The following is a 26583-nucleotide window of genomic DNA, read 5'->3' on the forward strand; positions in this document are numbered from 1 at the left end:
GCGCTGGTCGCCTCGTCCAGCAGCAGGACCGGCGCGTCGCGCAGGATCGCGCGGGCGATGGCCACGCGCTGGCGCTGACCGCCGGAGAGCATCACGCCGCGTTCGCCCAACGCGGTGTCATAGCCCTGCGGCAGGGCCGCGATGAAGTCATGCGCATGCGCCGCGCGCGCCGCGGCCTGCACCTGCGCGTCGGTCGCGTCGGGGCGGCCAAGGCGGATGTTGTCGGCGGCGGATGCGGCAAAGATCACCGGGTCCTGGGGAACCAGCGCGATATGGCTGCGCAGATCGACGCGCGCCAGCTGGCGCAGGTCGGTGCCGTCCATCGTCACGCGACCCGATTGCGGGTCCCAGAACCGCTGGATCAGCTGGATCACGGTCGTCTTGCCCGCCCCAGACGGGCCGACCAGCGCCACGGTCTCCCCCGGCCGGATGGTCAGGTCGATCCCGTGCAGGGCCGGGGCGTCGGGACGCGAGGGAAAGCTGAAGGCCACCCCCTCCAGCACGATCTCTCCGCGCACGGGCAGCAGCAGGGGCACCGGGCGCGCCGGATCGGTCAGCGTGTCCGTCGCGGACAGCAGTTCGGCCAGGCGTTCGGTCGCCCCGGCGGCGCGTTGCAGTTCGCCCCAGATCTCGGACAGGGCGCCAGCCGCGCCCGCGACCAGGATCGCATAGATGACGAACTGCACCAGCTGGCCCGCGGTCATCACCCCGTCTTGGACGTCGCGGGCACCGACCCACAGCACGCCGATCACGCCCGCAAAGATCAGGAAGATCACGATGGCGGTCATCACCGCGCGGGTGCCGATGCGGGTGCGGGCCACGACATAGGACTGTTCGGTCACGTCGTCAAAGCGCACCATGCTGCGCGCCTCGGCGGTGTAGGCCTGGATGGTCTGGGCGGCCAGCAGGGTTTCGGACGCTGTGCCCGAGGATGCGGCGATCCAGTCCTGGTTGGCGCGCGACAGGGCGCGCAGGCGGCGTCCCAGCACGATGATCGGGATCAGGATGGCGGGCACGATCAGCAGCACCAGTCCCATCAGCTTGACCGAGGTCCAGGCCAGCATCGCCATGCCCCCCGCCAGGATCAGCATGTTGCGCAGCGCGATGGACAGCGACGACCCTACAACCGACTGGATCAGCGTGGTGTCGGTGGTGATGCGCGACAGGATTTCCCCCGTCATCACGCGTTCGAAGAAGGCGGGCGACAGGGTGATCACGCGGGCATAGACGGCCTTGCGGATGTCGGCCACGACCCGTTCGCCCAGCCGTGTCACGAAGAAGTACCGCGCCGCCGTGCCCAGGGCCAGCAGCGCCACAATCATCAGGGCCGCGCCGAAATACTTGTCCAGAAGGCCCGCGCCGTCGTCGAAATTGTCGACCACCCGGCGTGCGGCCAGTGGCAGGATCAGGCTGATCGCCGATGTCAGCACCAGCGCCACCAGCGCCAGCACCATCTGCCCGCGATAGGGCCGGACGAACGGCCACAGCGCGCCAAGCGCCCCCACCCGCCGGCTGGTGGGCCGGTCTTCCAGATTGCTTGCGCCGCGTGCCATGCTTGCCCGTCTTTGTCCGTTGCCGCCCCGGTTTAGGGGGCCGCCGCCCCAAGGACAAGCGTGCGCCCTGTCACAGGACCAGCCGCCCCTGGGCCAGCGCCTTGTGCAGCAGGTCCACCGCCGCGGCCAGCTTGCCGTCGATCACCTGAAGATAGCGGGTCCAGTCGTCCATCCCGCCCAGATCGGCCGCCCCGTCGGAGATGCCGCGCAGCCCGATCAGCGGCACGCCGAAATTCTGGGCGGCGCGCAGGTGGGCAAAGGTCTCCATGTCGACCATGTCCTCCTCAATCGCGGCATAGGCAGGGCCGCTGACGATGTCGGCGCCAGTGGACAGGCTGGCCACCGGCAGGCCGGGGATGCGGTGCGGCAGGTCGATCACCCGCGGCAGGTCCAGAAGCGGCGTGCAGCCCCGCGCGAACCCCAACGCGCTGGCATCCATGTCGCGCCAGGCGACGGCGCCCACCTGATAGACCTCGGTCTGGGCCAGACGCGCGGACCCGGCCGACCCCAGCGACACGATCAACCGGGGCAGCCGGTCCATGCGGGCCAGCGCGGCGGTCAGCTGGACCGCGGCCTCGATCGGGCCGATGCCGGTCATCAGCGGCTGGATGCGCGCGCGCAGGGCCGGGCCGTATTCGGGCTGGGCGGCCATCACGAACAGGATCGGCAGGTCGGTCATCGGCGCACCTTCGTCAGCGGGGATCGCGTCGGGCGTCGCACGGCCACGCCGCGGCGGTCAAGGCCGCAAACCCTTGCGGGCACGGGCCGCGCCGTGGCAGGGGTGCATCGGTCACAGGACAGGGGCACGCCATGGGCAAGGTCAGCGATCTTTACCGCCAGCGCATCGCATCGGGCGCGCTGCGCCACGACGACGCGCAGGCAGCGGTGCTGCCGCACATGGACCGCGTTCTGGATCAGCTGCAGGCGGCACCGCCGCAGAAACCGCGATCGGCGTGGCGGGCCTTTTTGGGCGTGGGCAGCCCCGATCCGGTGCCCGCGGTGCAGGGGTTGTATCTGTGGGGCGGCGTAGGGCGCGGCAAGTCCATGCTGATGGACCTGATGGCCGACGCGGCCGGCGACATTCCCACCCGGCGGGTGCATTTCCACGAATTCATGCAGGAGATCCAGGCCGGCCTGAACGAGGCGCGCAAGCGCGGCGAGCAGGACACCGTCCGCCCCGTGGCCGAGGCCGTGGCGGCGCAGGTCCGCCTGCTGTGCTTTGACGAGATGCAGATCACCGACATCGCCGACGCGATGATCGTGGGGCGGCTGTTCCAGGTTCTGTTCGACCAGGGGGTGACGGTGGTCACAACGTCGAACCGCGAACCGGACGACCTGTACAAGCATGGGCTGAACCGCCAGCTGTTCCTGCCCTTCATCGCGCTGATCCGCCAGCGGATGGAGGTGGTCTGCCTGGACAGCCGCACCGACTATCGCCAGAACCGCCAGGGCGGTCAGGTCTGGTTCGCCCCCGCCGATGCGGCGGCACGGGCCGAACTGGACGCCGTCTGGGCCGAGTTGACCGGCGACGCCACGCCCGAACCGCTGGTTCTGACCGTGCAGGGGCGCCAGGTCACCCTGCCCGCCCATGTCGGGCGCGCGGCGCGGTCCAGCTTCTGGGACCTGTGCGGCAAGCCGCTTGGGCCCGCGGACTACCTGGCGGTGGCGCGGGCGGTCGACGTGCTGCTGATCGACGGCGTGCCGCGGCTGTCGGCGTCGAACTATAACGAGGCCAAGCGCTTCGTGACGCTGATCGACGCGCTTTACGAGGCGCGGGTCCGACTGATCGCCAGCGGCGCGGACCAGCCCGAACAGCTGTACAACGAGGGCGAAGGCAGCTTCGAGTTCGAACGAACCGCATCCCGCCTGCGCGAGATGCAGGACGCCGCGTGGGGTCGGCGTGACCCGGCGGGGGACTAGACCCCCATCGTCCGCCGTCCGCGCTGGACCAGGGCGCGCAGCTCCTCCAGCGTCATCGCGCCGAACGCGGCCTCGTCCCCGCAGATGAAACTTGGCGTCCCCATCAGCCCCATGTGGTCGCCCAGCAGGTGGCTGTAGGTGATGTGGCGTTCGACGGTATCGGCCTGCATGCCTGTGCGGATCGCGGCCTCGTCCAGGCCCAGATCGCGGACAACGCGTATCACGGTCGCCTCCTCGGCGCGGGCGCGCATGCCCAGCAGGGCGGCGTGTAGCCGCCAGTAGTTGCCCGTGGGCAGCGACGCCAGCGATGCGCGCGCCGCGAATTCCGATCCGGGACCGAAGACCGGCCATTCGCGCAGCACCACCCGCAGCTGTGGGTCCGACCGGACCAGTTCCGACATCAGCGGCAGCATCGTCTTGCAGTGCGGACAGTTGTAATCGAAGAACTCGGTCAGGGTGATGTTGCCGTCGGGATTGCCCAGCACCGGTGCGGTCGGGTCGCGTTCCAGCGCCTGGCGCAACTCCTCGGGCATCGGGTTGGGGCGGTCCTGCGCAAAGGCGGGCATCGCCGCGAAGGCGCCGGCAGAGGCCAGAAGAAAGCGGCGGGTCGGCATGGCTTGTCCTTTCGGCGGGTCCGGGGTCAGATGTCCTTCGGCCTAACCGACGGCGGACAGATGCGTAAATCCAGATATACCGAACCAGAGGTCACGATGGCGTCAGACCCCGACCCGGTCTGCCCGCTGTGCCTGCGCCCGATCCCGCCCGACGTGCCGCAAAGCCGCCATCACCTGATCCCCAAGCTGCGCGGCGGCAAGGGGGGCCCTACGGTGCTGCTGCACCACATCTGCCACAAGACGATCCACAAGACCCTGCGCGAGACGGAGCTGGCGCGAAACGTGAACACGGTCGAGGCGCTGCGCACCCATCCCGACCTGGCCCCGTTCTGGGCCTGGATCGCCCGCCGCCCGCCGGGTTTTTCCGGAAAGACGCGCTGATACCATCGGTTTTTCCGCTTTGCGGAAGCGTGATTCGGGCGCACCCTGAGACAGTCGTCCCCTGCGAAAGGACTGTTCCATGCCCCGATCGTTCCTGACCGCGCTGGCCTTGGGTGCCCTGACCGCCCCTGCGGCCTGGGCCCAGACCGGGCCGCCCCAGGCCCCGGCGCCCGCGCCCATCGTGATCCCCGCCCCCCAGGACGCCCGCACCCCCGATGCCCCCCTGCCGACCAATCCGGCCATGACCGGCAAGCGGTCCTGCGGCGGGGCCCGGCAGGTCACATCCTGACAGGCGCACGGCCTCGACAAGGTCCGCGCCGGCGGTGAACCGCGCGTCTCGGCCTGAGCGCCCTGGCTTTGGCGGCAGGTCGTGATCGGCGCAGGCCCCCTGTGCGGCCCCACGCACGGGTTCGGCTGGCGTCGCTCACGCGGGTTCACAAGCCTGTGGTTGCGGCCATGCAACGCCGCGCACGGGCATTTCGGGCGTCAACCTTTCGGCAGCAGGGTCAGACGGTTAGGTCTGCCCCGTCATCAGACTGAGAAGGACCCCCATCATGAAACTTGCATTCGCAACCCTGGGCGCAAGCCTGTTCGCCGTCACCGCCCATGCCGGCGGCTATGTCGCCCCCGTGGTCGAGCCCGCCCCCGCACCCGTCGTCGCCCCCGTCGCGGCACCCGTGTCCGACTGGACCGGTTTCTATGCCGGTCTGCAGTACGGCCAGGGGGATGCCGACGTGAACTTCGACGGCGACAGCGTGTCAAGCGACTTTGACGCCTACGGCGTGCACGGCGGCTACAACCGCGATTTCGGCCAGTTCGTTCTGGGCGGCGAGCTGGACTACAACCGCATCGACCTGGACGAGGCCGGCGAAGGCGACCTGGTCCGGCTGCGCGGCCGCGCGGGCTATGACTTGGGCCGCTTCATGCCCTACGTCTCTCTGGGCGCTGCCCATGTCGATGCGGACGACCTGTCGGAAACCGCCTTCACCTATGGCATCGGCGCCGACTTCAAGGTCACCGAGCGCGTGACCCTGGGCGCGGAATACACCCGCCAGGACTTCGACGACGTCAACGACGTGTCGGGCCTCGACCTCGACACCGACATGGTGCAGGTGCGCGCCTCGTTCCGGTTCTGATCGAAACGGCCCGAACGCGAAAGGCGGCCCCCGCGGGGGCCGCCTTTTTCATTGCCGCAACAGGTGCGATCAGCGCGTGAACTTCTTGTACTTCACGCGCTTGGGGTTCACCGAATCAGGGCCCAGGCGGCGGATCTTGTCCTCCTCATAGGCCTCGAAGTTGCCTTCGAACCATTCGACATGCGCGTCGCCCTCGAACGCCAGGATATGCGTGCACAGACGGTCCAGGAAAAAGCGGTCGTGGCTGATGATCACCGCGCAGCCCGCGAAATCGTCCAGCGCCGCCTCCAGCGCCTGCAGCGTCTCGACGTCCAGGTCGTTGGTCGGTTCGTCCAGCAGCAGCACGTTGCCGCCCGATTTCAGCAGCTTGGCCATGTGCACGCGGTTGCGTTCGCCGCCCGACAGGGTGCCGACCTTCTTCTGCTGGTCGCTGCCCTTGAAGTTGAAGGCGCTGCAATAGGCGCGGCTGTTCATCGTCGCGTCGCCCAGGGCGATCAGCTCGGCGCCGCCGCTGATCTCCTCCCAGACGTTGTGGTTGTCGCCCAGCGCGTCGCGCGACTGGTCGACATAGGACAGCTGCACCGTCTCGCCCAGGGTGATCGTGCCCTCGTCGGGCTGCTCCTGGCCGGTCAGCATACGGAACAGCGTCGACTTGCCCGCGCCGTTCGGACCGATCACGCCGACGATGCCGCCGGGCGGGATGGTGAAGTCCAGGTTCTCGATCAGCAGCTTGTCACCCATGGCCTTCTTCAGGCCGATGACCTCGATCACCTTGCCGCCCAGGCGCTCGCCGTTCGGGATGATGATCTGGGCGCTGGTGATGCGCTCCTTCTCGGTCTTGTTGGCCATCTCGTTATAGGCGTTGACGCGGGCCTTCTGCTTGGCCTGACGGGCCTTGGCGCCGGCGCGGATCCATTCCAGTTCCTTCTCAAGGACCTTCTGCTTGGACTTGTCCTCGCGGGCCTCCTGCGCCACGCGCTTGGCCTTGGCGTCCAGCCACGAGGAATAGTTCCCCTCGTGCGGGATGCCGCGGCCGCGCTCCAGCTCCAGGATCCAGGTCGTGATGTCGTCCAGGAAATAGCGGTCGTGGGTGACGATCAGGATCGTGCCCTTGTATTCGATCAGGTGCTTTTGCAGCCAGGCGATGGTCTCGGCGTCCAGGTGGTTGGTCGGTTCGTCCAGCAGCAACATGTCCGGCGCCTCAAGCAGCAGCTTGCACAGCGCGACCCGGCGGCGTTCGCCGCCCGACAAGGTGCTGACATCGGCGTCGTCGGGCGGGCAGCGCAGGGCCTCCATCGCGACATCGACCTGGCTGTCCAGGTCCCACAGGTTCTCGGCGTCGATCTGGTCCTGCAGGGCGGACATCTCCTCGGCGGTCTCGTCCGAGTAGTTCATCGCCAGCTCGTTATAGCGGTCCAGCTTGGCCTGCTTGGCCGCGACCCCCAGCATGACGTTGCCGCGCACGTCCAGGCTTTCGTCCAGATGCGGCTCCTGCGGCAGATAGCCGACGGTCGCACCCTTGGCGGCCCACGCCTCTCCGGTGAAATCCTTGTCGATGCCGGCCATCACGCGCATCAGGCTGGATTTGCCCGATCCGTTGACGCCGACGACGCCGATCTTGACGCCCGGCAGGAAGTTCAGCTTGATGTTCTCAAACACCTTCTTGCCGCCGGGATAGGTCTTGGACACGCCGTCCATGTGGTAGACGAACTGATAGGACGCCATCGGAAACTCCTGTGAATTTGCCGCTTTGTAAGGGAAACGGGCGTCCGATGGAAGATCAGCGCACCTCGTCCACGAAATCGCCGCCCATGATGTCCCGCAGCGCGTCCATCTGGGGGGCCAGGCGCGCCTCCAGCGCGGCGATGGCCGCGGGGGGCGGCATCGGGCCGTCGGGATTGGCGAACACCTTCTGCGTCAGGTTGGCGTAGAAGCAGGGGCCCAGCCCCAGATGCGCCTCGACCGCGTCCATCACCCGGTGCGGCGCGCGCGCGATCCGACCGAAGGGCAGGACCAGCATGTCGGGATAGCGCCTAAGCCAGCGCGGCAGATAGGCGGCATAGTCGCCGCGTTCGTCCAGGACCGGGTTCGCGACCTCGGCCAGCCAGTCGGCCTCGGTCACGGGCACGCGTTTTTCCCGGCGCAGGTTCATGCGCAGCTGCGATATGGCGCGATCGACGGGGTGGCGGATCAGATAGATCACGCGCGCCTTGGGCAGCAGGTCGCGGACCGCCTGCACCCCCTCGTCCGGCAGGCCGGAATATTCCGGGGTGAAATCCATCGGCATCGCGTGTTCGGGCGCGGGGGCGAAGACGCGCTTGTACCACTGGTTGTGGAACATCTTGCCGCTGGTGATGGCCGTCAGATAGGCGTCCAGCTCGGGCTGCAGCTCGACCTTGCGCGCCTTGTGGCGGTCGCGGATCTCCTGCGGCTTGTTGCGGTAATGCCAGGCGATCCAGCGGCGGTGCTCGGGGATGTGCAGATGGTTGAAATACTGCACCTCTTTGAAGGGCGGGATCCAGACCTGCGGATGCTGGCCCAGCATCTGGGCCAGCCAGCTGGTCCCGGCCTTCTGCGCGCCGATGCACAGCGCGCCGGGCTTGCGGGGCTGGCCCTGGGGATCGAAGGCCGGGCTGATCGTCAGCGTGGTGACCAGGCGCGACAGGGCGTCAGCGCTCAAGTGTTCCCCAAAGGTCATAGTCGCCCGCCTCGTCCACCGTCACGGTCACAATATCGCCCGGCGACAGGGCGTCAAACCCCTCGTCGATGAACAGGTTTCCGTCAATCTCGGGGGCGTCGGCCTTGGTGCGGCAGGTGGCGCCGCGCTCGTCGACCTCGTCGACGATCACCTGGATGCGCTGGCCGACCTTGGCCTCCAGCTTGGCGGCGCTGATGGCCTGGGTCTTCTCCATGAACCGCGCAAAGCGGTCCTGCTTGACCTCGGCAGGCACGTGGTCGGGCAGGTCGTTGGCCCGCGCGCCCTTGACGTTTTCGTACTGGAACGCGCCGACGCGGTCCAGCTGCGCCTCGTCCAGCCAGTCCAGCAGGGTCTGGAACTCTGCCTCGGTCTCCCCGGGATAGCCCACGATGAAGGTCGAGCGCAGGGTGATGTCGGGGCAGATGTCGCGCCAGGCGGCGATCTCGTCCAGGGTCTTGGCCGCCGCCGCCGGGCGCGCCATGCGTCGCAAGACGTCGGGGTGGGCGTGCTGGAACGGGATGTCCAGATAGGGCAGGACCAGGCCATCCGCCATCAGCGGGATGAGGTCGCGCACATGCGGATAGGGATAGACGTAATGCAGCCGCACCCAGGCCCCAAGGCTGCCCAGATCACGCGCCAGATCGGTGATGTGGGCGCGGTGCCCCCGGTCGGTCGCGTGCTTCAGGTCCAGCCCATAGGCGCTGGTGTCCTGGCTGATGACCAGCAGTTCCCGCACCCCGGCCTGCACCAGGCGCTCGGCCTCGCGCACCACCGCATGGGCCGGGCGGCTGACCAGACGGCCGCGCATGTCGGGGATGATGCAGAACTTGCACCTGTGATTGCAGCCTTCCGAGATCTTCAGATAGCTGTAATGGCGCGGCGTCAGGCTGACCCCGCTGGCCGGCAGCAGGTCGATGAACGGATCGGGCTGCGGCGGTACGGCGGCATGGACCGCGTCCAGCACCTGTTCGTATTGATGCGGACCGGTCACGGCCAGCACCTTGGGATGCGCGCCGGTGATGTAATCCGGTTCCGCCCCTAGGCAGCCGGTGACGATGACGCGGCCATTCTCGCGCAGCGCCTCGCCGATGGCATCCAGGCTCTCGGCCTTGGCGCTGTCCAGGAACCCGCAGGTGTTGACCACCACGGCATCCGCACCATGGTAATCGGCGCTGATCGCATAGCCTTCGGCCCGCAGGCGCGTCAGGATGCGTTCGCTGTCCACCAAGGCCTTGGGGCAGCCAAGGCTGACCATGCCGATGGTCGGCTGACCGTCGCGGCGGTCATCCGGGACGCGCGCACGCGCAAGGTCGGGGCGAAGTTCGGGCGGGTTCTGCTGCATCCGCCGCACATAAGCGATTCTGGATCGCGGGGAAAGTCCGTTCCGCGGTCAGCGGCGGCCCATGAAACGACGGATCATCTTGAAGATGGCAAACAGCTTGAGCAGGCGGAACATGGGCTTCTCCGATATGGGTTCGCGGGCCCAACGTCCCCTGCGGGCAACCGGTTCACGGTAATGCGCGTTCCCGATGCCCGTCGTCGCCGGAACGTGATTTCACCACTGCCCGAAAAAAGGACCAGATGTCGCCATGATGAAACCCCGCCGCCTTGCCCTGATCCTTGCCGCCGCCCTGACGGTCGCGACCCCCGCTTTGGCCCAGCAGCCGCAAGGCATCCAGCGCGCGGGAGAGTTCATCGACGTGTGGAACAACCGCGGCGGCAACGTGCTGGAGATGGTGCAGACCCGGCAGGAGCTGGCATCGTCGGGCCGCACGGTGCGCATCCGCGGATATTGCCGGTCGGCCTGCACGATCCTGACGACGATGCCCAATGCCTGCCTGGGGCCGCAGGCGCGGATCGGGTTTCACGCGCCGCGCATCCAGGGCACCCAGATCATCCCGCCCTATGTCGATCAGATCATGGGCAACTTCTATCGTGGCGGCATCCGCGAGCGGTGGTTCGGGGGCTGGAACCGCTCGATGGAGATGAAGATCATCTCGGCCCGCGAATACGTGCGCCTGGACCCGCAGGCGCGGATCTGCGGCAGCCTGCGCCCCTAGTCGCGCAGGCGCCAGCCGGTGGCAAAGATCCAGCGGATGATGGCCAGGCAGATCACGACCATGATCCCCACCGCCACCAGCGACACCCCCACCGGCACGTCGGCCAGTCCGAAGAACGACCAGCGGAACCCCGAGATCAGGTAGAGGACCGGGTTCAGCTTGGCCACGCCCTCCCAGAAGGGTGGCAGCATGCTGGCCGAATAGAAGGCGCCGCCCAGGAAGACCAGCGGCATGATGACCATCATCGGCACGATCTGCAGCTGTTCGAACGACTTGGCCCACAGCCCGATGATGAAGCCCAGCAGGCTGAAGCCGATCGACGACAGGACCAGGAAGGCCACCATCCAGAACGGGTGCAGGATGTGGACGCCGACGAAGACGAAGCTGGTCAGCAGGATCACCAGCGCGATCAGGATCGACTTGACCGCCGCCGCGCCGACGAAGCCCATCGTCACCTCGATCCAGCCGACGGGCGACACCAGGTATTCATAGATCGTGCCGCTGAACTTGGGGAAATAGATGCCGAAGCTGGCGTTGCTGACGGCCTGCTGCAGCACGGTCAGCATCATCAGGCCGGGCACGATGAAGGCCGCGTATTCGACCCCCTCGACCGACTGGATGCGCCCGCCGATGGCCGCGCCGAAGACGACGAAATACAGCACCGTGGACAGCACGGGCGATGCTAGCGACTGCCAGATGGTGCGGAAGAACCGCATCATCTCGTGGTGAAAGATGGACCAGACGCCAAACCAGTTGATGCTCATGCCGCGTCCTCGGAGACCAGGGAAAGGAAGACGTCCTCGAGGCTGGATTGCCGCGTGGACACGTCGCGCACGGTGATGCCGCGCGCAGCCAGATCGCCCAGAAGGCGCGCGATGCCGGTGCGTTCGGCCCGCGTGTCGTATTCGAAGGACAGCCGCCGCCCGTCATCCGACAGCGACAGCCCGCGCCCGGACAGATCGTCGGGGATCGCGGCCAAAGGCTGGTCCAGCTCGATCGACAGGGTCTTCTTGCCGAACTCTCCCATCAACTCGCTGGTCGGCTTGACCAGCAGCAGGCTGCCCTTGGCGATGACGCCGATGCGGTCGGCCATCTCCTCGGCCTCCTCCAGGTAATGGGTGGTCAGGATGATCGTCACGCCCTCGCGGCGCAGATCGCCCACGACCTGCCACATCTCGCGGCGCAGGGCGACGTCGACGCCCGCCGTGGGTTCGTCCAGGAACAGCACCTTGGGCTGGTGCGACAGCGCCTTGGCGATCAGCACGCGGCGCTTCATGCCGCCCGACAGTTCCCGCGTGGCGGCGTCGCGCTTGTCCCACAGCGACAGTGACCGCAGGATGCGCTCGATATAGGCCTCGTCCGGGGGCATGCCGTACAGCCCGCGGGTGAAGCGGACGCAGTTGATGACCTTCTCGAACGGTTCCAGCGCGATTTCCTGGGGGACCAGGCCGATCAGCTTGCGCGCGGCGCGCCAGTCGGTGCGGATGTCGTGCCCACCCACGCGGACCGTGCCGCCGGTCGGCACCACCAACCCGCAGATGATCGAGATCAGCGTGGTCTTGCCCGCCCCGTTGGGGCCCAGCAGGGCGATGATCTCTCCCTCGTCGATGGACAGGGTCACGTCGTCCAGCGCCTTGGTGCCGCTGCCATATTCCTTGGACAGGTGGTCGATGTCGATGATCGCGCCCATGCGCCTCTCCTGTAGGTGAGTTCGGGGACCGTGGCGCGCCTCGCGCACAGCTGTCCGGTCCCGCAGATAGGCCCTGCCCGCCCCGATTGCCAGTGCGGGACCGCGGATTCAGCCGTCCGACGTCCTCAGCCGCCCCCGGCTCATGTGGCGCTTGCGCCCGAAACCGGGGCTGCGGAGGACCTCGAACCCGGCATCCGACAGCGCCTGGCGGACATGGCCCGCGGCGGTATAGGTGGCGAACGTGCCCCCCGGCGCGGTATGCGCGCCCACCTCGGCCATCACGTCCGCGCCCCACATCTGCGGGTTCTTGGCCGGAGAGAACCCGTCCAGGAACCAGGCATCCGCCGCGTCCCGCCACGCGGGCAACGTCCGGCGCACATCGCCCAGGACCACGGTCAGCGCGACCTGTCCCACGCGGATCACCCCCTGCCCCCACCCGTCGCGCAGCTGCGCCGCCAGCGCCGACAGGTCGGGAAAGGCGGCATGCGCCTGCTCCAGCTGGGCGCGGCTCATCGGAAAGGCCTCGAAGCTGGTCATCCGCACGGGCACCGTCGCCACCTGCGCCAGCGCCAATGCGTTCAGACCGGTGCCGAACCCCGTCTCGGCCACGTGGAACCCCGGCCTCAGCCGCGCGGACAGGTCGTTGCCCGCAAGGAAGACGTGCCGCGTCTCCTCCAGCCCGCCGCCCAGGCTGAAATAGGGGTCGTCGAACTGCTGGGACACGGGAACGCCCCCATCGCGCCAGTCCAGCGCAGGCTCGTCATCGGGGCGGGGATGGGTTAGGTCGCTCATGACGCATCTGTCGGGAAAGGACGCGGCTTTGGCAAGGGTGATCCATGTGGCGGGGGCCGGCGTCTTCGGGCTGGCCTGTGCCTGGGCGCTGATCCGGCGCGGCGCACAAGTCACCGTGTTCGAGGCCGCGACCATCGGGGCAGGATCCTCGGGCGGCCATGTGGGCGCCCTGGCCCCCCACGCGCCCGACCCCTGGAACATTAAGAAACAGCTGCAGCTAGACAGCCTTCTGGCCGCCCCAGCCTTCTGGGCCAGCGTCGAACTAGAGTCCCGCCTGCCCACGGGTTACGCCCGCACCGGCCGCCTGCAACCCGTTCCCGACATGGATACCGCCGCCCGCCTGCCCGACCGCATCGCGGCCGCCGCGCGCCAGTGGCCCGCCGCCATGGGCATGGCGCTGACCCGCGATCCGCACGGCCCGCTGATCCCGCCCAGCCCCACCGGCCTTTGGCTGACCGACGGGCTGACGGCCCGCCTGAACCCCCGCGCCGCCCTGCAGGCCCTGGCCGCGGCGATCCGCGCCGGGGGCGGCCGGATCCACGAACACACGCCGGCCCCCGACGCCCACGCCCCCACGATCTGGGCCACGGGCACGCCGGGACTTGTGGCCCTGAACAGCGCGCTGGACCGCAAGATCGGCCAGGGGGTCAAGGGTCAGTCGCTGCTCCTCTCCCACGCCGCCCCGGACAGCCCTCAGGTCTTTGCCGACGGGCTGCATATCGTGCCCCATGCGGACGGCACCACGGCCATCGGCTCGACCTCGGAAAACACCTACGACACCGTACACCCCGACCATCAGGCCCAGGATCTGCTGGCCCGCGCCGTCGCGATCTGCCCGACGCTGGCCGATGCACCCGTCCTCGACATCTGGGCCGGCCTGCGCCCCCGCGCCCGCTCGCGCGCGCCGGTGCTGGCCCCGTGGCCCGGCCGCCCCGGTCACCTGATCGTCAATGGCGGCTTCAAGATCGGCTTCGGCATGGCCCCGCTGATCGCCGACCTGACCGCGCAGATCCTTCTTGACGACCGTCGGGACATACCCGACCTCTTCGCCCTGCCTTGAGACTTCTCCTTTGCCCAAATACCCCGGGGGGAGTCCGCAGGACGGGGGGCGGCGCCCCCCTGCCTGCTTGCCACCCGGGCGCCCCCCGCGCACACTCCCCCCGAACCAGCCGGAGCCCGCGATGACCCGCCTCGACCATGCCTTAACCGCCATCGATGCCGCCAATGCCCAGGACCCGAACCTGGACGACGGCAAGCCTGCGAACCTCCTCTATGGCCAGCGCATGACGGCGGAACAGCAGCGCCTGTTCCCAGACGCCGACGACGTTCTGCGCATCGCCTGCCGCGGCCAGCATGTCGAACGCTGGCTGCTGCCGCGGGCCGACTATCCGATGAACCGCCCCGGCTATCTGGCCTGGCGCCAGGAACAGGGCCGCCGTCACGCGGATCGCATCGCCGGCATCATGGCCGATGCGGGCTATGACGCCGATGACATCGACCGCGCCCGCAAGATGCTGACCAAACAGGGCCTCAAGCGCGACCCCCAGGTGCAGGCGCTGGAGGACGTGATCTGCTTCACCTTCATCCGCTGGTATCTGGGCGATTTCATGGCCGAACAGCCCGACCACAAGATCCCCCGCATCATCGAGAAGACCGCCCGCAAGATGTCGGCCGAGGCCCGCGCCCGCGCCTTGGCCGAGTTCCCCATGCCCGCGGCGCTGGCGCAGTATTTCCACGACGCCGATCAGCCGCAGACCCTGTCGCGCGCCGTCATCGTCTCGCATGGCCAACCCGGCGACCCCGCCCCCCAGCAGGCCGCCATCGAGGCGCTGGCCGCCCAGGTCGCGGCCCACGCCCCGGGCGTCGAGGTCCTGGGCGCGACCTTGGCCGACCCCGACGCCCTGCCCCGCACCTGCCCCAGCGACTGCATCATCTATCCGATGTTCATGGCCGAGGGCTGGTTCACCGGCGTCGAACTGCCCCGCCGCCTGACCCAGGCCGGCGCACCGGGCGCGCATATCATGCGCCCCTTCGGCACCGATCCCGGCCTCGACGCGCTGGTCGTCGAAAAGGCGCGCCAGGCGGCGGACGCCCAGGGCTGGGCGCTGTCAGATACGACCCTGCTCCTCTCCGCGCATGGATCGCAGCGTGGGCAGGCCAGCCACGACATCACCATGGCACTGGCCGCCCGCATCGCGCCGCATTTCGCCCGCGTCGTCGCGGGCTTCGTCGAACAGGAGCCCTTCATCGCCGACGCCGCCCGCGGCTTGGATCGTGCCATCAGCCTGCCGATGTTCGCGCTGCGCGCGGAACATGTGCTGGACGACCTGCCGCAGGCGCTGGATCAGGCAGGCTTCACCGGCCCGCGCCTGGACCCGGTGGGCTTGGCCCCCGAAGTGCCTGCGATGATCGCAGCCTCCATCGCCAGAGAAGTTTCAAGCTTGAAATGATTTCGGACCCGTGCCAGCCTGCATCGCAGGAGGTGGCACGGGATGAAGATTCTCTGTCTGGGTGGCGGGCCTGCGGGCCTTTACTTCGCGATCTCGATGAAGCTGCGCGATCCGTCGCATGACGTCACCGTGCTGGAACGCAACGGCGCGGGCGACACCTTCGGATGGGGCGTGGTGCTGTCCGATGACGCCCTGTCGCGGCTGCAGAAGAACGACCCGCCCTCGGCCCAGGCGATCCGCGACCACTTCATCTATTGGGACGACATCGCGGTCATACGCGACGGCCACCGGCAGGTTTCGGGCGGGCACGGCTTCGCGGGCATCGGGCGGCGGCAGCTGCTGATCCTGCTGCAGGAGCGCGCGCGCGACTTGGGCGTGGACCTGCAGTTCCGGACCGAGTTCCAGACCGCTGAACATTATCGCCGCGACTATGACCTGGTCGTCGCCTGCGACGGACTGAACAGCAAGGTCCGCACTGAATATGCGGATGTGTTCCGCCCCGACATCGACATGCGCCGCTGCAAGTTCGTCTGGCTGGGTACCAAACAGAAATTCGACGACGCCTTCACCTTCATCTTCGAAAAGACGCCGCAGGGCTGGCTCTGGGCGCATGTCTACTCCTTCGATGCCGACACCGCGACCTTCATCGTGGAATGTTCGCAGGAGACCTGGGACGCGATGGGCTTCGAGGGCATGACGAAAGAGCAGATCGTCGAGACCTGCCGCGCGGTCTTCGCGGACCATCTGGGCGGGCATGACCTGATGTCGAACGCGGCGCATCTGCGCGGCTCGGCCGTCTGGATGAACTTTCCCCGCGTCATCTGCGAGCGGTGGTATCATGAGAACGTGGTGCTGATGGGCGATGCGGCGGCGACGGGGCATTTCTCGATCGGGTCCGGCACGCGGCTGGCCTTGGACAGCGCCATCGCGCTGGCGGATTACCTGCATTCCGAACCCGACCTGCCCCGCGCCTTCGAACGCTATCAGGAGGAACGGCGCATCGAGGTTCTGCGCCTGCAATCGGCCGCCCGCAACAGTCTGGAATGGTTCGAGGAGGTCGAGCGTTACCTGGACCTGGACCCGATCCAGTTCACCTATTCCCTGCTGACCCGCAGCCAGCGCATCGGGCACGAGAACCTGCGCCTGCGCGACCCCGATTGGGTGCGCGAGGCCGAGGACTGGTTCCAGGCCCAGGCCAACGGCCAGCCGGGCCGCGCGCCGATCTTCGCGCCCTTCCGCCTGCGCGACATGGCGCTGAAGAACCGCATCGTCGTCTCGCCCATGGCCCAGTACAAGGCGCAGGACGGCTGCCCGACCGACTGGCACCTGGTCCATTACGGCGAACGCGCCAAGGGCGGCGCGGGGCTGGTCTTTACCGAGATGACCTGTGTCAGCCCCGAAGGCCGCATCACGCCGGGCTGTCCGGGCCTTTACGCGCCCGAGCATCAGGCGGCCTGGCGGCGGATCACCGATTTCGTCCATGCCGAGACGGATGCCAGGATCTGCTGTCAGATCGGCCATTCGGGCCGCAAGGGCTCCACCCGCATCGGGTGGGAGGGGATGGACCAGCCGCTGGCGGAGGGCAACTGGCCGATCATGGCGGCCTCCGCCCTGCCGTGGTCCGACGGCAATGCCGTGCCGCAGGAGATGACCCGCGCCGACATGGAGGCGGTGACGGCGCAGTTCGTGGCCGCGACCCGCATGGGGGATGCCGCGGGCTTCGACATGGTCGAGCTGCACGCGGCGCATGGCTATCTGCTGTCCGGGTTCCTGTCGCCGGTGTCGAACCGGCGCAGCGACGACTATGGCGGCAGCCTGGAGAACCGCCTGCGCTGGCCGCTGGAGGTATTTGCCGCCATGCGCGCCGTCTGGCCCGAGGAGCGGCCCATGTCGGTGCGCATCTCGGCCACGGACTGGACCGAGAACGGCGTGACGCCTGACGAATCGGTCGCCATCGCGCGGGCCTTCCACGCGGCGGGGGCGGATATCATCGACGTGTCCGCGGGCCAGACGACGCCCGATGCGCGGCCCGTCTATGGGCGGATGTTCCAGACGCCGTTTTCCGACCGCATCCGCAACCAGGCGGGGCTGGCCACTATGGCGGTGGGCAACATCACCGATGCGGATCAAGCCAATGGCATCCTGATGGCCGGGCGCGCCGATCTGGTGGCCATCGGGCGGCCGCATCTGGCCGATCCCTACTGGACGCTGCATGCTGCGACGGCGCTTGGCGACGGGGCGGACTGGCCCCTGCCCTATCACGCGGGCCGCGATCAGGCGCGCCGCCTGGCCGCCAAGCAGGCCGAGGAGATCCGCGCATGACCCGCGTCCTGATCACCGGCGGCGGCAGCGGCACGGGGGCCGACATGGCCCGCGCCTTTGCCGCCCAGGGCCATGAGGTCGTCATCACCGGCCGTGATGCCGCGCGGCTTGAGGCTGTGGCGGGCGGCCTGATCCGCGCCGTGCCGGGCGATGTCAGCGACGAGGATCAGGTCCGCCGCATCTTCGACGACGCCGGCCCCTGCCAGGTGGTCATCGCCAACGCCGGCATCGCCGAGGCCGCGCCCTTTGCCCGCACCACGCTGGACCAGTTCAGCCGCATCATGGCGGTCAACCTGACGGGGGTCTTCCTGACCTTTCGGCAGGCGCTGTCGCAGATGGGACCGGGGGGGCGGTTGATTGCGGTATCCTCGGCGGCGGGGCTGCGGGGGGCGGCCTATGCCTCGGCCTATGCGGCCAGCAAGCATGGGGTGATGGGGCTGGTGCGGTCGATCGCGCTGGAGGTGGCTGCAAAACAGATCACCGCCAACGCCATCTGCCCCAGCTATCTGGACACGGAGATGACCGGCCGCACGCTGGACGGGATCATGGCCAAGACCGGGCGCGACCGCGACGCGGCACTGGCCGCGCTGACCGCCCGCAACCCGCAGGGCCGCCTGATCGCGCCCGCCGAGGTGACCGGCGCGGCGCTGTGGCTGGCCTCGGACGCGGCGGCGGGGGTGAACGGCCAGGCCATCGTCCTGGACGGAGGCGAGAGCGCATGACCGACCTGTCCAAGCGGCGGCTGAAGACCTGGATCCGCCTTCTGGGCGTCACGCGGGGGGCCGAGAACCACCTGCGCGACTATCTGCGCCGCGCGCATGGCACGACCCTGCCCCGCTTCGACGTGATGGCGGCGCTGTGGCGCAGGCGCGAGGGCGTGACCATGTCCGAGCTGTCGCGCCTGCTCCTGGTGTCGAACGGCAATGCCACGGCGGTCGTCGACCGACTGGAGGCCGACGGCATGGTCCGCCGCGAGGCCGAGAACGGCGACCGCCGCCGCATCCGCGTGCGCCTGACGCCCGAAGGCCTGGAGACGTTCGAGATCATGGCCCTGGGCCATGAGGCCGAGGTCGACGCGATCCTGGGTCGATTGTCCGAAACCGATCTGGAGGCGCTGCGCGACATCCTGTCCCGCGCCGGGAGGCCCGAATGAAACCCGTCCCCATGGCCGATCTGGCGCCCGAACATTTCCTGTGGGAGGTCACGGACCGCATCGCGGTGATCCGCCTGAACCGCCCCGAACGCAAGAACCCCCTGACCTTCGACAGCTATGCCGAACTGGGCGCCTGCTTTCGACAACTGGCCCATGCGTCGGATGTGGATGTGGTGGTGCTCGCCTCCAACGGCGGGAATTTCTGTTCGGGCGGCGACGTGCACGAGATCATCGGCCCGCTGGTCGGCATGGAGATGCCGCAGCTGCTGGCCTTCACCCGCATGACCGGGGAGCTGGTCCGCGCGATGATCCATTGCGGCAAGCCGGTGATCGCCGCGGTCGAGGGGATCTGCGTCGGAGCGGGCGCGATCATGGCCATGGCCAGCGACCTGCGGCTAGCCGCGCCCTCGGCCAAGGCCGCATTCCTGTTCACCAAAGTGGGGCTTGCGGGCTGCGACATGGGCGCCTGCGCGATGCTGCCGCGCATCGTGGGACAGGGGCGCGCGGCGGAGCTTTTGTACACCGGCCGCGTGCTGCGCGCCGAGGAGGGCGAGCGGTGGGGCTTCTGGAACAGCCTGCATGACGACGTCTTTGCCGCCGCGATGGATCTGGCGCGGGCGATCGCGGCGGGGCCCACCTGGGCGCATGGCATCACCAAGACGCAGCTGTTGCAGGAATGGACCATGGGTCTGGACCAGGCGATCGAGGCCGAGGCGCAGGCCCAGGCCATCTGCATGACCACGCGCGATTTCGAGCGGGCCTATCGGGCCTTCGTCGCCAAGCAGACGCCGGTCTTCGAGGGCAATTGAGGGCGCCGGGGCTCTGCCCCGGACCCCGGGATATTTGGGTGAAGAAGACGATGGATTGCAGCTTTCTGGACTGGCCGTTCTTCGAGGACAGGCATCGCGCGCTGGCCCAGGGGCTGGAGGACTGGGCGCTGGGCGCGCTGCCGGTGGATCACGGCGATGTGGACGGGGCCTGCCGGGGGCTGGTGCGGGCCATGGGTGATGGCGGTTGGCTGGCGCATTCGGGGGGCGAGGCGCTGGACGTGCGCGCGCTGTGCCTGATCCGCGAAACGCTGGCGCGCCATGACGGGCTGGCCGATTTCGCCTTTGCCATGCAGGGCCTGGGCATGGGGGCGGTGACGCTGTTCGGCAGCCCGGTTCAGCGGGAATGGCTGGCGCGGACGCGGGCGGGCCGGGCGATTTCGGGGTTCGCGCTGACCGAGCCTGCGTCCGGGTCGGACGTCGCGCGGCTGGCGACCACGGCGCGCCGGGATGGCGACAGGTGGGTGCTGGACGGGGAAAAGACCTATATCTCCAACGGCGGGATCGCGGATGTCTATGTGATCGTCGCGCGGACCGGAGAGGCCCCGGGCGCGCGGGGGCTGTCGGCCTTCCTGCTGCCTGCGGACACGCCGGGGCTGGAGGTGGTCGGGCGCATCGACGTGATGGCCCCGCATCCGCTGGCGCATCTGCGCCTGACGGGGGTGCGGCTGCCGGGGGATGCGCTGATCGGGCAGTCGGGACAGGGGTTCCGCATCGCCATGACAGTGCTGGATCATTTCCGCCCCACGGTGGGGGCCGCGGCGTTGGGCTTTGCGCGTCGGGCGCTGGACGAGGCTTTGGCCCGCGTGCGGTCGCGCCAGATCCAGGGTGCGCCGATGGCCGAGCTGCAGATGGTCCAGGGGCATCTGGCCGACATGGCGCTGAAGATCGACGCCGCCGCCCTGCTGATCTATCGCGCGGCCTGGGCCAAGGACCAGGGCGCGCCCCGCATCACGCGCGAGGCGGCGATGGCCAAGCTGTACGCCACCGAGATCGCGCAGGAGGTCATCGACCAGGCCGTGCAGCTGCATGGCGGCGACGGCGTGCGCACGGGCAGCACGGTCGAGAGCCTGTACCGCGAGATCCGCGCCCTGCGCATCTATGAGGGGGCCAGCGACGTGCAGCGCGTCGTCATCGCCCGCAGCATCCTGGAGGGCGCATGACCTATACCCGCACCATTCCCATCGAATTCTGCCACTGCGACCCGGCGGGGATCGTTTTTTACCCCCGCTATGCGGAGATGGTGAACCACATGGTGGAGAACTTCTTCCTGGAGGTCGTGGGGCATGGGTTCGGCCCGATGATGGCGGCGGGTCAGGGGATGCCCACCGTCGCGCTGGAGATGGCGTTCCGCAAGCCTGCGCGGCTTGGCGACCGGCTGGACTGGACGCTGGTGGTCGAGCATCTGGGCCGGTCCAGCGCGCGCTTTCTGATCCGCGGCGAGGACCGGGTGGAGGCGCGGACCACCGTGGTCTGGATGGACCGCGATTTCACCCCGTCGCCCTGGCCCGACGACATGCGACAGACCCTGGAGGCGCATCATGCATGAACCCCTGCATCCGGCGACGTGGAAGCGCGCCTCGGGCTATGCCAACGGGATCATGGCGCGGGGGCGGATGATCTTTACCGGCGGGCTGGTGGGCTGGGACGCGAATCAGGTCTTTCAGACCGACGATTTCGCGGGCCAGGTCCGGCAGGTGCTGGAGAACATTGTGGCGGTCCTGGCCGAGGGCGGCGCGGGGCCACAGCATCTGGTGCGGCTGACCTGGTACGTCACCGACAAGCACGAATATCTGGGCGCGCTGCGCGCGGTGGGGGCGGCCTACCGTGACGTGATCGGGCGGCATTACCCGGCCATGGCGCTGGTGCAGGTCGTGGCGCTGGTCGAGGACCGCGCCAAGGTCGAGATCGAGGCCACGGCCGTGGTGCCGGAATAGGGGGACGATCATGCTGGGACCAAGCGGGCACGAGGACAGCTTCACGCGCGACAACCTGCCCCCGCCGGAGGCCTGGCCGCGGATCGACCTGTCCGGATACGACTATCCTGATTGGCTGAATGCGGGGGCGGAGCTGACCGACCGCATGGTCGATCGCGGGTTCGGGGACCGGGTCGCGCTGGTCGGCAACGGGCGGGCGCGGACCTACAAGGAGCTGTCGGACTGGACCAACCGGCTGGCCCATGCGCTGGTCGCCGATTACGGGCTGCGGCCGGGCAACCGGGTGCTGATCCGGTCGGCCAACAACCCCGCGATGGTCGCCTGCTGGCTGGCCGCGACCAAGGCGGGGGCGGTCGTGGTCAACACCATGCCCATGCTGCGCGCCAAGGAGCTGTCCCAGATCATCGACAAGGCGCAGGTGACGCATGCGCTGTGCGACACGCGCCTGATGGATGAGCTGGTGGCGGCGGCCAAGGGCTCGGCCACGCTGACCACCGTGGTGGGGTTCGACGGCACCGCGAACCATGACGCGGAGCTGGACCGGGCGGCGCTGACGAAACCCGTGCGGTTCGAGGCGGTGCGGACCGGGCGGGATGACGTGGCGCTGTTGGGGATGACGTCGGGTTCGACGGGCGAGCCCAAGGCCACGATGCATTTCCACCGCGACCTCTTGATCATCGCCGACGGCTATGCGCGGGAGGTGCTGGGGGTGAGGCCCGACGATGTCTTCGTGGGGTCACCGCCGCTGGCCTTCACCTTCGGGCTGGGCGGGCTGGCGGTGTTCCCGCTGCGCTTCGGGGCCAGCGCGGTGCTGCTGGAGAATGCCTCGCCCCCGAACATGATCGAGATCATCGAACGCCACCGCGCCACGATCTGCGTGACCGCGCCCACGGCCTACCGGGTGATGCTGCGCGCGATGGATCAGGGGGCGGACCTGTCCAGCCTGCGCGTGGCGATCAGCGCCGGAGAGACGCTGCCCGCCCCCATCTGGCAGGACTGGCACGACCGCACGGGCAAGCCGATGCTGGACGGGATCGGCGCGACCGAGATGCTGCACATCTTCCTGACCAACCGGCTGGACGACAGCCATCCAGGCTGCACCGGGCGGCCCGTGCAGGGATACCGCGCGCGGATCGTGGACGATGCGGGACAGGAGGTGCCGCGCGGAGAGATGGGGCGGCTGGCGGTGATCGGGCCCACCGGCTGCCGCTATCTGAACGATGCGCGGCAGGCAGAGTATGTGCAGGGCGGCTGGAACCTGACCGGCGACACCTTCTGGCAGGACGATGACGGGCGGTTCCATTTCGCGGCGCGCTGCGACGACATCATCGTGTCGTCGGGCTACAACATCGCGGGGCCGGATGTGGAGGCGGCGTTGCTGGCGCACGCGGACGTGCTGGAATGCGCGGTGATCGGCGCGCCGGACCCGGAGCGCGGCCAGATCGTCGAGGCGCATGTGGTGCTGGCCCCCGGCGTCGCGCCCGACACCGCGACGGCGGAGCGGCTGCAGCGTCATGTGAAGGACGTGATCGCGCCCTTCAAATATCCCCGCCGGGTGGTCTTCTGCGCGGCCCTGCCCAAGACCCAGACCGGCAAGATCCAGAGGTTCAGGCTGAAGCAATGAGTATCGACCCTGCACAGGAAGGCGCGCGCATGTCGTTCGACGGGCGCATGTCCTATGGCGATTATCTGGGGCTGGACCGGCTACTGACATCGCAGCATCCGCTGTCGGATGCGCATGACGAGATGCTGTTCATCATCCAGCACCAGACCTCCGAGCTGTGGATGAAGCTGGCCCTGCTGGAGATGGGGGCGGCGCGCGACCGGATCGCTGTGGGCGACCTGCGCCCGGCGTTCAAGATGCTGACCCGCGTGGCGCGGATCATGGAGCAGCTGAATTCGGCCTGGGACGTGCTGCGCACCATGACGCCGTCGGAATATTCGACCTTTCGCCCCGCGCTGGCCGAGAGCAGCGGGTTCCAGTCGCATCAGTACCGGATGATCGAGTTCGTCGCAGGCAACCGCAACATGGCGATGATCGCGCCCCATGCGCATCGGCCCGACCTGGCCGAGGCGCTGCGGGCGGAGGCCGCGCGGCCGTCGCTGTACGACGAGGTTCTGGGGCGGCTGAGAGCGGCGGGGTTCGACGTGGCGGCGCGCACCGTGCTGGACAAGCCCCATGCGCCGGACGCGGCGGCGCGGGCGGCCTGGGCCGAGGTCTATCGCGAACCGGCGCGGTATTGGGAGCTGTATGAGCTGGCCGAGAAGCTGGTGGATTTCGAGGATTACTTCCGCCGCTGGCGGTTCAACCATGTGACGACGGTGGAGCGGATCATCGGCTTCAAGCGCGGATCCGGCGGCACGTCGGGGGTGAATTATCTGCGGCGGATGCTGGACGTGGTGCTGTTCCCCGACCTGTGGGAGCTGCGGACCGAACTGTGAGCGGGGCGGACGGCCTCGCCTGACCGGCCCTGACGGGCCGGGGTCGCGGCCGTCGGTGGCGCCCGGACCTGCGGTCCGGGCGCGGTCGGTCCGGTGCCTCAGGCGGCGGGGCCGTAATAGGCGTAGCTGCCGGCGGCGGTGAAGCCGAGGCTGGCATAGGCGGCCTGGGCTGCGGTATTCGCGCGGCTGACGGCCAGGCCGATGCGCGTGGCACCGAGATCCTGGGCCCAAGCCGCGGCCTGGCGCATCATCCAGCCGGCGAGACCCTGGCGGCGGAAGGCGGGCAGGACTTCGACGGCGTGGACCATGGCGGTGCGGTCATGCAGCGCGACGAAGCCTGCGCCTGCAGCGCGGTCCCGGATGCGGCCCAAAAGCGCGGCCTTGGGCAGGGGGACGCGGTCGATCACGGCCTGTCTTGCGGGGGTGATGTTGCCCGCGCCCCAGATCTGGCGCTGGATCGCCAAGGGGGGCCAGATGGCGAAGGCGGTGACGGGTGGGATCGGCCGGTCGGTCAGCGCGGCGATGGGCGCGGCCATGACCTGGGTCGGGATATGCGCGCCGAGGCCGCGCGCGGTCAGGGCGGCGATCAGGTCAGTCTCATCGTCCCAGGCACGGAACAGCGGCGGCTGGCCCCATGCGGCATGCCGGGCACAGGCGGCGTCGATGTCGGCCTCCGCCCACGCCCCGACCGCGATGGCCGAGCTGACGCGCCCGCCCGCCCCTGCGCCCCGCCCGACCAGGAAGCCGCCGCAGCGGATGGTCTCGAACGCGGGCCAGGTTGCCTCGAAGGCGGCGGCCAGATCGGGGTCGGGCCTCACAGACCGATGCGTCCGCGCAGCGCGGCCATGGCCTGATCGACGCGGGCGGCATCCAGGCCCCGCACGACCAGGTTCGTCCCCCAGCCCGTATCGTCGCGGAACGGATAGGACCCCAGGGACAGGTCGGCATATTCGGCGGCGACGGCCTTGAGGTCCTCGGCCACCTCGCTCTCGCCGCGGCGGACCTCGACGGTCAGGGACTGCACGGGGCGGCCCACGGGCAGCTGCGGGATCAGCCAGGCGACCATGGCGCGGAACACCTCGGGGACGCCCGCCATCACATGGGTCGCGCCGATGGAGAAGCCGGGCGCGGCCGACACGGCATTGTCGATCAGCGTCGCACCCACGGGGATGCGGGCCATGCGCAGGCGGTTCTCGTTCAGTTCGACCCCCATGCGGTCGCAGCGCTCCTGCAGCAGGGCGCGGGCGGTGGGGTTGACCTCGACCGTGGTGCCATGGGCGGCGGCCACGGCGTCGGCGGTTATGTCGTCATGCGTGGGCCCGATGCCGCCGGAGGTGAACAGCAGGTCGTATGCCCCGCCCAGGGTCCGGTCCAGTGCGCGGATCGCGTCCACGATGCGGTCGGTGTCGTCGGCCACGACGCGGATCTCCTGAAGGTCGATGCCGGTGGCGGTCAGCACCTGGGCCAGGTGATGGGCGTTCCCTTCGCGGGTGCGGCCGGACAGGATCTCGTCGCCGATGACCAGGATGGCGGCTGTGGGGTTGTCGGACTGCATCAGGCTCTCCCTTGGGTGTCGCGCCCCATCTATGCCCGCAGCCGGGGCTGGAACAAGTGGGCGCGCGTCTCTATCTAGGGCGGCAGACAGAAAGGATCAGCGATGGACGAAGGCCGTATCACGAGGGAAGGCATCCGCCTGCACATGCCCGGGGATTTCGCAGGCATGCGGGCGGCGGGCGCCCTGGCCGCGCGGATCCTGGACGAGGTGGGGCCGATGGTCGCACCGGGCGTCACCACCGGCGCGTTGGACGATTTCATCCGGGGCCGGGTGACGGAGCTGGGCGCGACCTCGGCCACGATCGGCTATCGCGGGTACCAGCATGCCAGCTGCATCAGCGTGAACCACGTGGTCTGTCACGGCATCCCCGGCGACAAGAGCCTCAAGGACGGCGATATCCTGAACATCGACGTGACGGTCATCCTGGACGGCTGGTTCGGCGACACCAGCCGGATGTATGTGGCGGGCAAGCCGTCGCTCAAGGCGCAGCGGCTGCTGCAGGTGACCCATGACGCGCTGATGAAGGGGATCGAGGCCGTGCGTCCCGGCGCGACCTTCGGCGACATCGGCGCGGCGATCCAGACCTATGCGGAGGAACGGCGCATGTCGGTGGTGCGCGATTTCTGCGGGCACGGGATCGGGCGGGTGTTCCATTCGCCGCCCAACGTGCTGCATTTCGGACGCGCCGGCAAAGGGCCGGTGCTGGAGGAGGGCATGTTCTTCACGATCGAGCCGATGATCAACCTGGGCCGCCCGGAAACCAAGGTCCTGGCCGATGACTGGACGGCGGTGACGCGCGACAAGTCGCTGTCGGCCCAGTTCGAACATTCGATCGGCGTGACGGCCGACGGATGCGAGATCTTCACCCCTTCCGACCGGTTCTTCCCCGAACTGGCATGATCGATTGCGTCCCGCGGTGGCCGGGGGCGCTCCGCCCCCCGGACCCCCCGGAGGTCGCAATCATTCATTGGTCAGGAAAACACCGCAAGGCGTCCTCCGCCCCAGGGGGTCCGGGGGGTGGAACCCACCGGCACCGCGCGGGACGCAAAATTC

28 protein-coding genes and 1 pseudogene are annotated in these 26583 nt (G+C 68.9%); 18 read left to right on the forward strand and 11 right to left on the reverse strand.

The features are described from left to right. Together TW83_RS13555 and TW83_RS13560 are read right to left on the reverse strand one after the other, a co-directional pair. The coding region (locus TW83_RS13555) for an ABC transporter transmembrane domain-containing protein (protein ID WP_045983307.1) at nt 1-1553 on the reverse strand (1553 nt) is incomplete at its 3' end. Between the two features lie 70 nt (nt 1554-1623). After that, the gene (locus tag TW83_RS13560) at nt 1624-2232 is read right to left on the reverse strand and encodes a 5'-methylthioadenosine/S-adenosylhomocysteine nucleosidase (RefSeq protein WP_045983308.1); all 609 of its coding nucleotides are present in this window, start codon (nt 2230-2232) and stop codon (nt 1624-1626) included. A gap of 131 nt (nt 2233-2363) precedes the next feature. Here TW83_RS13560 and zapE point away from each other — a divergent pair, with 131 nt between their 5' ends. After that, entirely contained in the window at nt 2364-3473 is a 1110-nt protein-coding gene (gene zapE / locus TW83_RS13565; protein WP_045983309.1) for a cell division protein ZapE, read from the forward strand. Here zapE and TW83_RS13570 read toward each other — a convergent pair. Beyond that, complete coding sequence (locus tag TW83_RS13570; RefSeq protein ID WP_045983310.1) at nt 3470-4087, reverse strand: DsbA family protein; 618 nt, start codon at nt 4085-4087, stop codon at nt 3470-3472. The two genes, zapE and TW83_RS13570, sit on opposite strands and share 4 nt — an antisense overlap. 60 nt (nt 4088-4147) lie before the next feature. Between TW83_RS13570 and TW83_RS13575 the strand changes: the two genes are divergently transcribed. The 3 genes from TW83_RS13575 (at nt 4148) to TW83_RS13585 (ending at nt 5604) form a co-directional block, all read left to right on the forward strand. Continuing rightward, nucleotides 4148-4468 carry an HNH endonuclease gene (locus TW83_RS13575; RefSeq protein WP_232303365.1) on the forward strand — a complete coding sequence of 107 codons (321 nt, stop codon included), beginning with the start codon at nt 4148-4150 and terminating at the stop codon, nt 4466-4468. A 79-nt stretch (nt 4469-4547) separates the two neighbouring features. Continuing rightward, complete coding sequence (locus tag TW83_RS13580; RefSeq protein ID WP_045983312.1) at nt 4548-4757, forward strand: hypothetical protein; 210 nt, start codon at nt 4548-4550, stop codon at nt 4755-4757. A gap of 265 nt (nt 4758-5022) precedes the next feature. Further along, nucleotides 5023-5604, forward strand: a complete 582-nt coding sequence (locus tag TW83_RS13585; protein ID WP_045983313.1) for a porin — start codon at nt 5023-5025, stop codon at nt 5602-5604. Between the two features lie 69 nt (nt 5605-5673). On the opposite strand, the gene ettA is transcribed toward TW83_RS13585, so the two are convergent. The 3 genes from ettA to rimO are packed head-to-tail and all read right to left on the reverse strand — an operon-like array spanning nt 5674 to nt 9644. Beyond that, nucleotides 5674-7329, reverse strand: a complete 1656-nt coding sequence (gene ettA, locus TW83_RS13590) for an energy-dependent translational throttle protein EttA (RefSeq protein WP_045983314.1) — start codon at nt 7327-7329, stop codon at nt 5674-5676. A 55-nt stretch (nt 7330-7384) separates the two neighbouring features. Beyond that, nucleotides 7385-8284, reverse strand: a complete 900-nt coding sequence (locus TW83_RS13595) for a sulfotransferase (protein WP_162198050.1) — start codon at nt 8282-8284, stop codon at nt 7385-7387. Further along, nucleotides 8274-9644 (reverse strand): 30S ribosomal protein S12 methylthiotransferase RimO, encoded by a 1371-nt coding sequence (gene rimO / locus TW83_RS13600; protein WP_045983315.1) that lies wholly within the window; start codon nt 9642-9644, stop codon nt 8274-8276. The genes TW83_RS13595 and rimO overlap by 11 nt, the downstream gene beginning before the upstream one ends. Nucleotides 9645-9891: 247 nt before the next feature. Between rimO and TW83_RS13605 the strand changes: the two genes are divergently transcribed. Beyond that, complete coding sequence (locus TW83_RS13605) at nt 9892-10362, forward strand: hypothetical protein (RefSeq protein ID WP_239441348.1); 471 nt, start codon at nt 9892-9894, stop codon at nt 10360-10362. On the opposite strand, the gene TW83_RS13610 is transcribed toward TW83_RS13605, so the two are convergent. From TW83_RS13610 to mnmD, 3 genes are all read right to left on the reverse strand, one after another. Next, complete coding sequence (locus tag TW83_RS13610; RefSeq protein ID WP_045983333.1) at nt 10359-11120, reverse strand: ABC transporter permease; 762 nt, start codon at nt 11118-11120, stop codon at nt 10359-10361. The genes TW83_RS13605 and TW83_RS13610 overlap by 4 nt on opposite strands. 2 nt (nt 11121-11122) lie before the next feature. Further along, entirely contained in the window at nt 11123-12052 is a 930-nt protein-coding gene (locus TW83_RS13615; protein ID WP_045983316.1) for an ABC transporter ATP-binding protein, read from the reverse strand. A 108-nt stretch (nt 12053-12160) separates the two neighbouring features. Beyond that, nucleotides 12161-12844, reverse strand: coding sequence for a tRNA (5-methylaminomethyl-2-thiouridine)(34)-methyltransferase MnmD (gene mnmD, locus TW83_RS13620; RefSeq protein WP_045983317.1), 684 nt, complete (start codon nt 12842-12844; stop codon nt 12161-12163). Between the two features lie 28 nt (nt 12845-12872). Here mnmD and TW83_RS13625 point away from each other — a divergent pair, with 28 nt between their 5' ends. The 12 genes and pseudogenes from TW83_RS13625 (at nt 12873) to TW83_RS13680 (ending at nt 23975) form a co-directional block, all read left to right on the forward strand. Beyond that, the gene (locus TW83_RS13625; RefSeq protein WP_157001587.1) at nt 12873-13904 is read left to right on the forward strand and encodes an FAD-dependent oxidoreductase; all 1032 of its coding nucleotides are present in this window, start codon (nt 12873-12875) and stop codon (nt 13902-13904) included. A 121-nt stretch (nt 13905-14025) separates the two neighbouring features. Beyond that, nucleotides 14026-14568, forward strand: a pseudogene (locus tag TW83_RS21840) (DUF4202 domain-containing protein); the annotation flags it as partial. 297 nt (nt 14569-14865) lie between these two features. Continuing rightward, nucleotides 14866-15294 (forward strand): CbiX/SirB N-terminal domain-containing protein, encoded by a 429-nt coding sequence (locus tag TW83_RS22285; protein ID WP_255352797.1) that lies wholly within the window; start codon nt 14866-14868, stop codon nt 15292-15294. A gap of 42 nt (nt 15295-15336) precedes the next feature. After that, on the forward strand, nt 15337-17616 hold the full coding sequence (locus TW83_RS13640) for a bifunctional salicylyl-CoA 5-hydroxylase/oxidoreductase (RefSeq protein ID WP_045983319.1): 2280 nt from the start codon (nt 15337-15339) through the stop codon (nt 17614-17616). Then, nucleotides 17613-18338 (forward strand): SDR family oxidoreductase, encoded by a 726-nt coding sequence (locus TW83_RS13645; protein ID WP_045983320.1) that lies wholly within the window; start codon nt 17613-17615, stop codon nt 18336-18338. Before TW83_RS13640 ends, TW83_RS13645 begins: the two co-directional genes overlap by 4 nt. Then, nucleotides 18335-18769 carry a MarR family transcriptional regulator gene (locus TW83_RS13650; RefSeq protein ID WP_045983321.1) on the forward strand — a complete coding sequence of 145 codons (435 nt, stop codon included), beginning with the start codon at nt 18335-18337 and terminating at the stop codon, nt 18767-18769. Before TW83_RS13645 ends, TW83_RS13650 begins: the two co-directional genes overlap by 4 nt. Further along, a complete protein-coding gene (locus tag TW83_RS13655) occupies nt 18766-19578 on the forward strand; it encodes an enoyl-CoA hydratase family protein (RefSeq protein WP_084697496.1) in 813 nt (270 codons plus the stop codon). Before TW83_RS13650 ends, TW83_RS13655 begins: the two co-directional genes overlap by 4 nt. 50 nt (nt 19579-19628) lie before the next feature. Beyond that, nucleotides 19629-20759, forward strand: a complete 1131-nt coding sequence (locus TW83_RS13660; RefSeq protein ID WP_045983323.1) for an acyl-CoA dehydrogenase family protein — start codon at nt 19629-19631, stop codon at nt 20757-20759. Beyond that, nucleotides 20756-21145, forward strand: a complete 390-nt coding sequence (locus TW83_RS13665; protein ID WP_045983324.1) for an acyl-CoA thioesterase — start codon at nt 20756-20758, stop codon at nt 21143-21145. Before TW83_RS13660 ends, TW83_RS13665 begins: the two co-directional genes overlap by 4 nt. Then, nucleotides 21138-21533 (forward strand): RidA family protein, encoded by a 396-nt coding sequence (locus tag TW83_RS13670; protein ID WP_045983325.1) that lies wholly within the window; start codon nt 21138-21140, stop codon nt 21531-21533. Before TW83_RS13665 ends, TW83_RS13670 begins: the two co-directional genes overlap by 8 nt. A 10-nt stretch (nt 21534-21543) precedes the next feature. Further along, entirely contained in the window at nt 21544-23157 is a 1614-nt protein-coding gene (locus TW83_RS13675) for a benzoate-CoA ligase family protein (RefSeq protein ID WP_045983326.1), read from the forward strand. Continuing rightward, entirely contained in the window at nt 23154-23975 is an 822-nt protein-coding gene (locus tag TW83_RS13680; RefSeq protein ID WP_045983327.1) for a tryptophan 2,3-dioxygenase family protein, read from the forward strand. Before TW83_RS13675 ends, TW83_RS13680 begins: the two co-directional genes overlap by 4 nt. A gap of 98 nt (nt 23976-24073) precedes the next feature. On the opposite strand, the gene TW83_RS13685 is transcribed toward TW83_RS13680, so the two are convergent. Beyond that, nucleotides 24074-24793 (reverse strand): GNAT family N-acetyltransferase, encoded by a 720-nt coding sequence (locus TW83_RS13685; RefSeq protein WP_045983328.1) that lies wholly within the window; start codon nt 24791-24793, stop codon nt 24074-24076. Then, nucleotides 24790-25530, reverse strand: coding sequence for a molybdopterin-binding protein (locus TW83_RS13690; RefSeq protein ID WP_045983329.1), 741 nt, complete (start codon nt 25528-25530; stop codon nt 24790-24792). The genes TW83_RS13685 and TW83_RS13690 overlap by 4 nt, the downstream gene beginning before the upstream one ends. 102 nt (nt 25531-25632) lie before the next feature. Here TW83_RS13690 and map point away from each other — a divergent pair, with 102 nt between their 5' ends. Beyond that, nucleotides 25633-26430 (forward strand): type I methionyl aminopeptidase, encoded by a 798-nt coding sequence (gene map / locus TW83_RS13695; RefSeq protein ID WP_045983330.1) that lies wholly within the window; start codon nt 25633-25635, stop codon nt 26428-26430. The last annotated feature ends 153 nt before the right edge of the window (nt 26431-26583 follow it).

This window comes from Paracoccus sp. S4493 (assembly GCF_000967735.1).
GTDB lineage: Bacteria > Pseudomonadota > Alphaproteobacteria > Rhodobacterales > Rhodobacteraceae > Paracoccus > Paracoccus marcusii.

What these genes read in the sequence shown, in the direction of transcription:
- TW83_RS13560 (WP_045983308.1), bottom strand. Translation starts at nt 2,232, where the DNA reads ATGACCGACCTGCCGATCCTGTTCGTGATGGCCGCCCAGCCCGAATAC.
- zapE (WP_045983309.1), top strand. Translation starts at nt 2,364, where the DNA reads ATGGGCAAGGTCAGCGATCTTTACCGCCAGCGCATCGCATCGGGCGCG.
- TW83_RS13570 (WP_045983310.1), bottom strand. Translation starts at nt 4,087, where the DNA reads ATGCCGACCCGCCGCTTTCTTCTGGCCTCTGCCGGCGCCTTCGCGGCG.
- TW83_RS13575 (WP_232303365.1), top strand. Translation starts at nt 4,148, where the DNA reads ATGCGTAAATCCAGATATACCGAACCAGAGGTCACGATGGCGTCAGAC.
- TW83_RS13580 (WP_045983312.1), top strand. Translation starts at nt 4,548, where the DNA reads ATGCCCCGATCGTTCCTGACCGCGCTGGCCTTGGGTGCCCTGACCGCC.
- TW83_RS13585 (WP_045983313.1), top strand. Translation starts at nt 5,023, where the DNA reads ATGAAACTTGCATTCGCAACCCTGGGCGCAAGCCTGTTCGCCGTCACC.
- ettA (WP_045983314.1), bottom strand. Translation starts at nt 7,329, where the DNA reads ATGGCGTCCTATCAGTTCGTCTACCACATGGACGGCGTGTCCAAGACC.
- rimO (WP_045983315.1), bottom strand. Translation starts at nt 9,644, where the DNA reads ATGCAGCAGAACCCGCCCGAACTTCGCCCCGACCTTGCGCGTGCGCGC.
- TW83_RS13605 (WP_239441348.1), top strand. Translation starts at nt 9,892, where the DNA reads ATGATGAAACCCCGCCGCCTTGCCCTGATCCTTGCCGCCGCCCTGACG.
- TW83_RS13615 (WP_045983316.1), bottom strand. Translation starts at nt 12,052, where the DNA reads ATGGGCGCGATCATCGACATCGACCACCTGTCCAAGGAATATGGCAGC.
- mnmD (WP_045983317.1), bottom strand. Translation starts at nt 12,844, where the DNA reads ATGAGCGACCTAACCCATCCCCGCCCCGATGACGAGCCTGCGCTGGAC.
- TW83_RS22285 (WP_255352797.1), top strand. Translation starts at nt 14,866, where the DNA reads ATGCGCCCCTTCGGCACCGATCCCGGCCTCGACGCGCTGGTCGTCGAA.
- TW83_RS13640 (WP_045983319.1), top strand. Translation starts at nt 15,337, where the DNA reads ATGAAGATTCTCTGTCTGGGTGGCGGGCCTGCGGGCCTTTACTTCGCG.
- TW83_RS13645 (WP_045983320.1), top strand. Translation starts at nt 17,613, where the DNA reads ATGACCCGCGTCCTGATCACCGGCGGCGGCAGCGGCACGGGGGCCGAC.
- TW83_RS13650 (WP_045983321.1), top strand. Translation starts at nt 18,335, where the DNA reads ATGACCGACCTGTCCAAGCGGCGGCTGAAGACCTGGATCCGCCTTCTG.
- TW83_RS13655 (WP_084697496.1), top strand. Translation starts at nt 18,766, where the DNA reads ATGAAACCCGTCCCCATGGCCGATCTGGCGCCCGAACATTTCCTGTGG.
- TW83_RS13660 (WP_045983323.1), top strand. Translation starts at nt 19,629, where the DNA reads ATGGATTGCAGCTTTCTGGACTGGCCGTTCTTCGAGGACAGGCATCGC.
- TW83_RS13665 (WP_045983324.1), top strand. Translation starts at nt 20,756, where the DNA reads ATGACCTATACCCGCACCATTCCCATCGAATTCTGCCACTGCGACCCG.
- TW83_RS13670 (WP_045983325.1), top strand. Translation starts at nt 21,138, where the DNA reads ATGCATGAACCCCTGCATCCGGCGACGTGGAAGCGCGCCTCGGGCTAT.
- TW83_RS13675 (WP_045983326.1), top strand. Translation starts at nt 21,544, where the DNA reads ATGCTGGGACCAAGCGGGCACGAGGACAGCTTCACGCGCGACAACCTG.
- TW83_RS13680 (WP_045983327.1), top strand. Translation starts at nt 23,154, where the DNA reads ATGAGTATCGACCCTGCACAGGAAGGCGCGCGCATGTCGTTCGACGGG.
- TW83_RS13690 (WP_045983329.1), bottom strand. Translation starts at nt 25,530, where the DNA reads ATGCAGTCCGACAACCCCACAGCCGCCATCCTGGTCATCGGCGACGAG.
- map (WP_045983330.1), top strand. Translation starts at nt 25,633, where the DNA reads ATGGACGAAGGCCGTATCACGAGGGAAGGCATCCGCCTGCACATGCCC.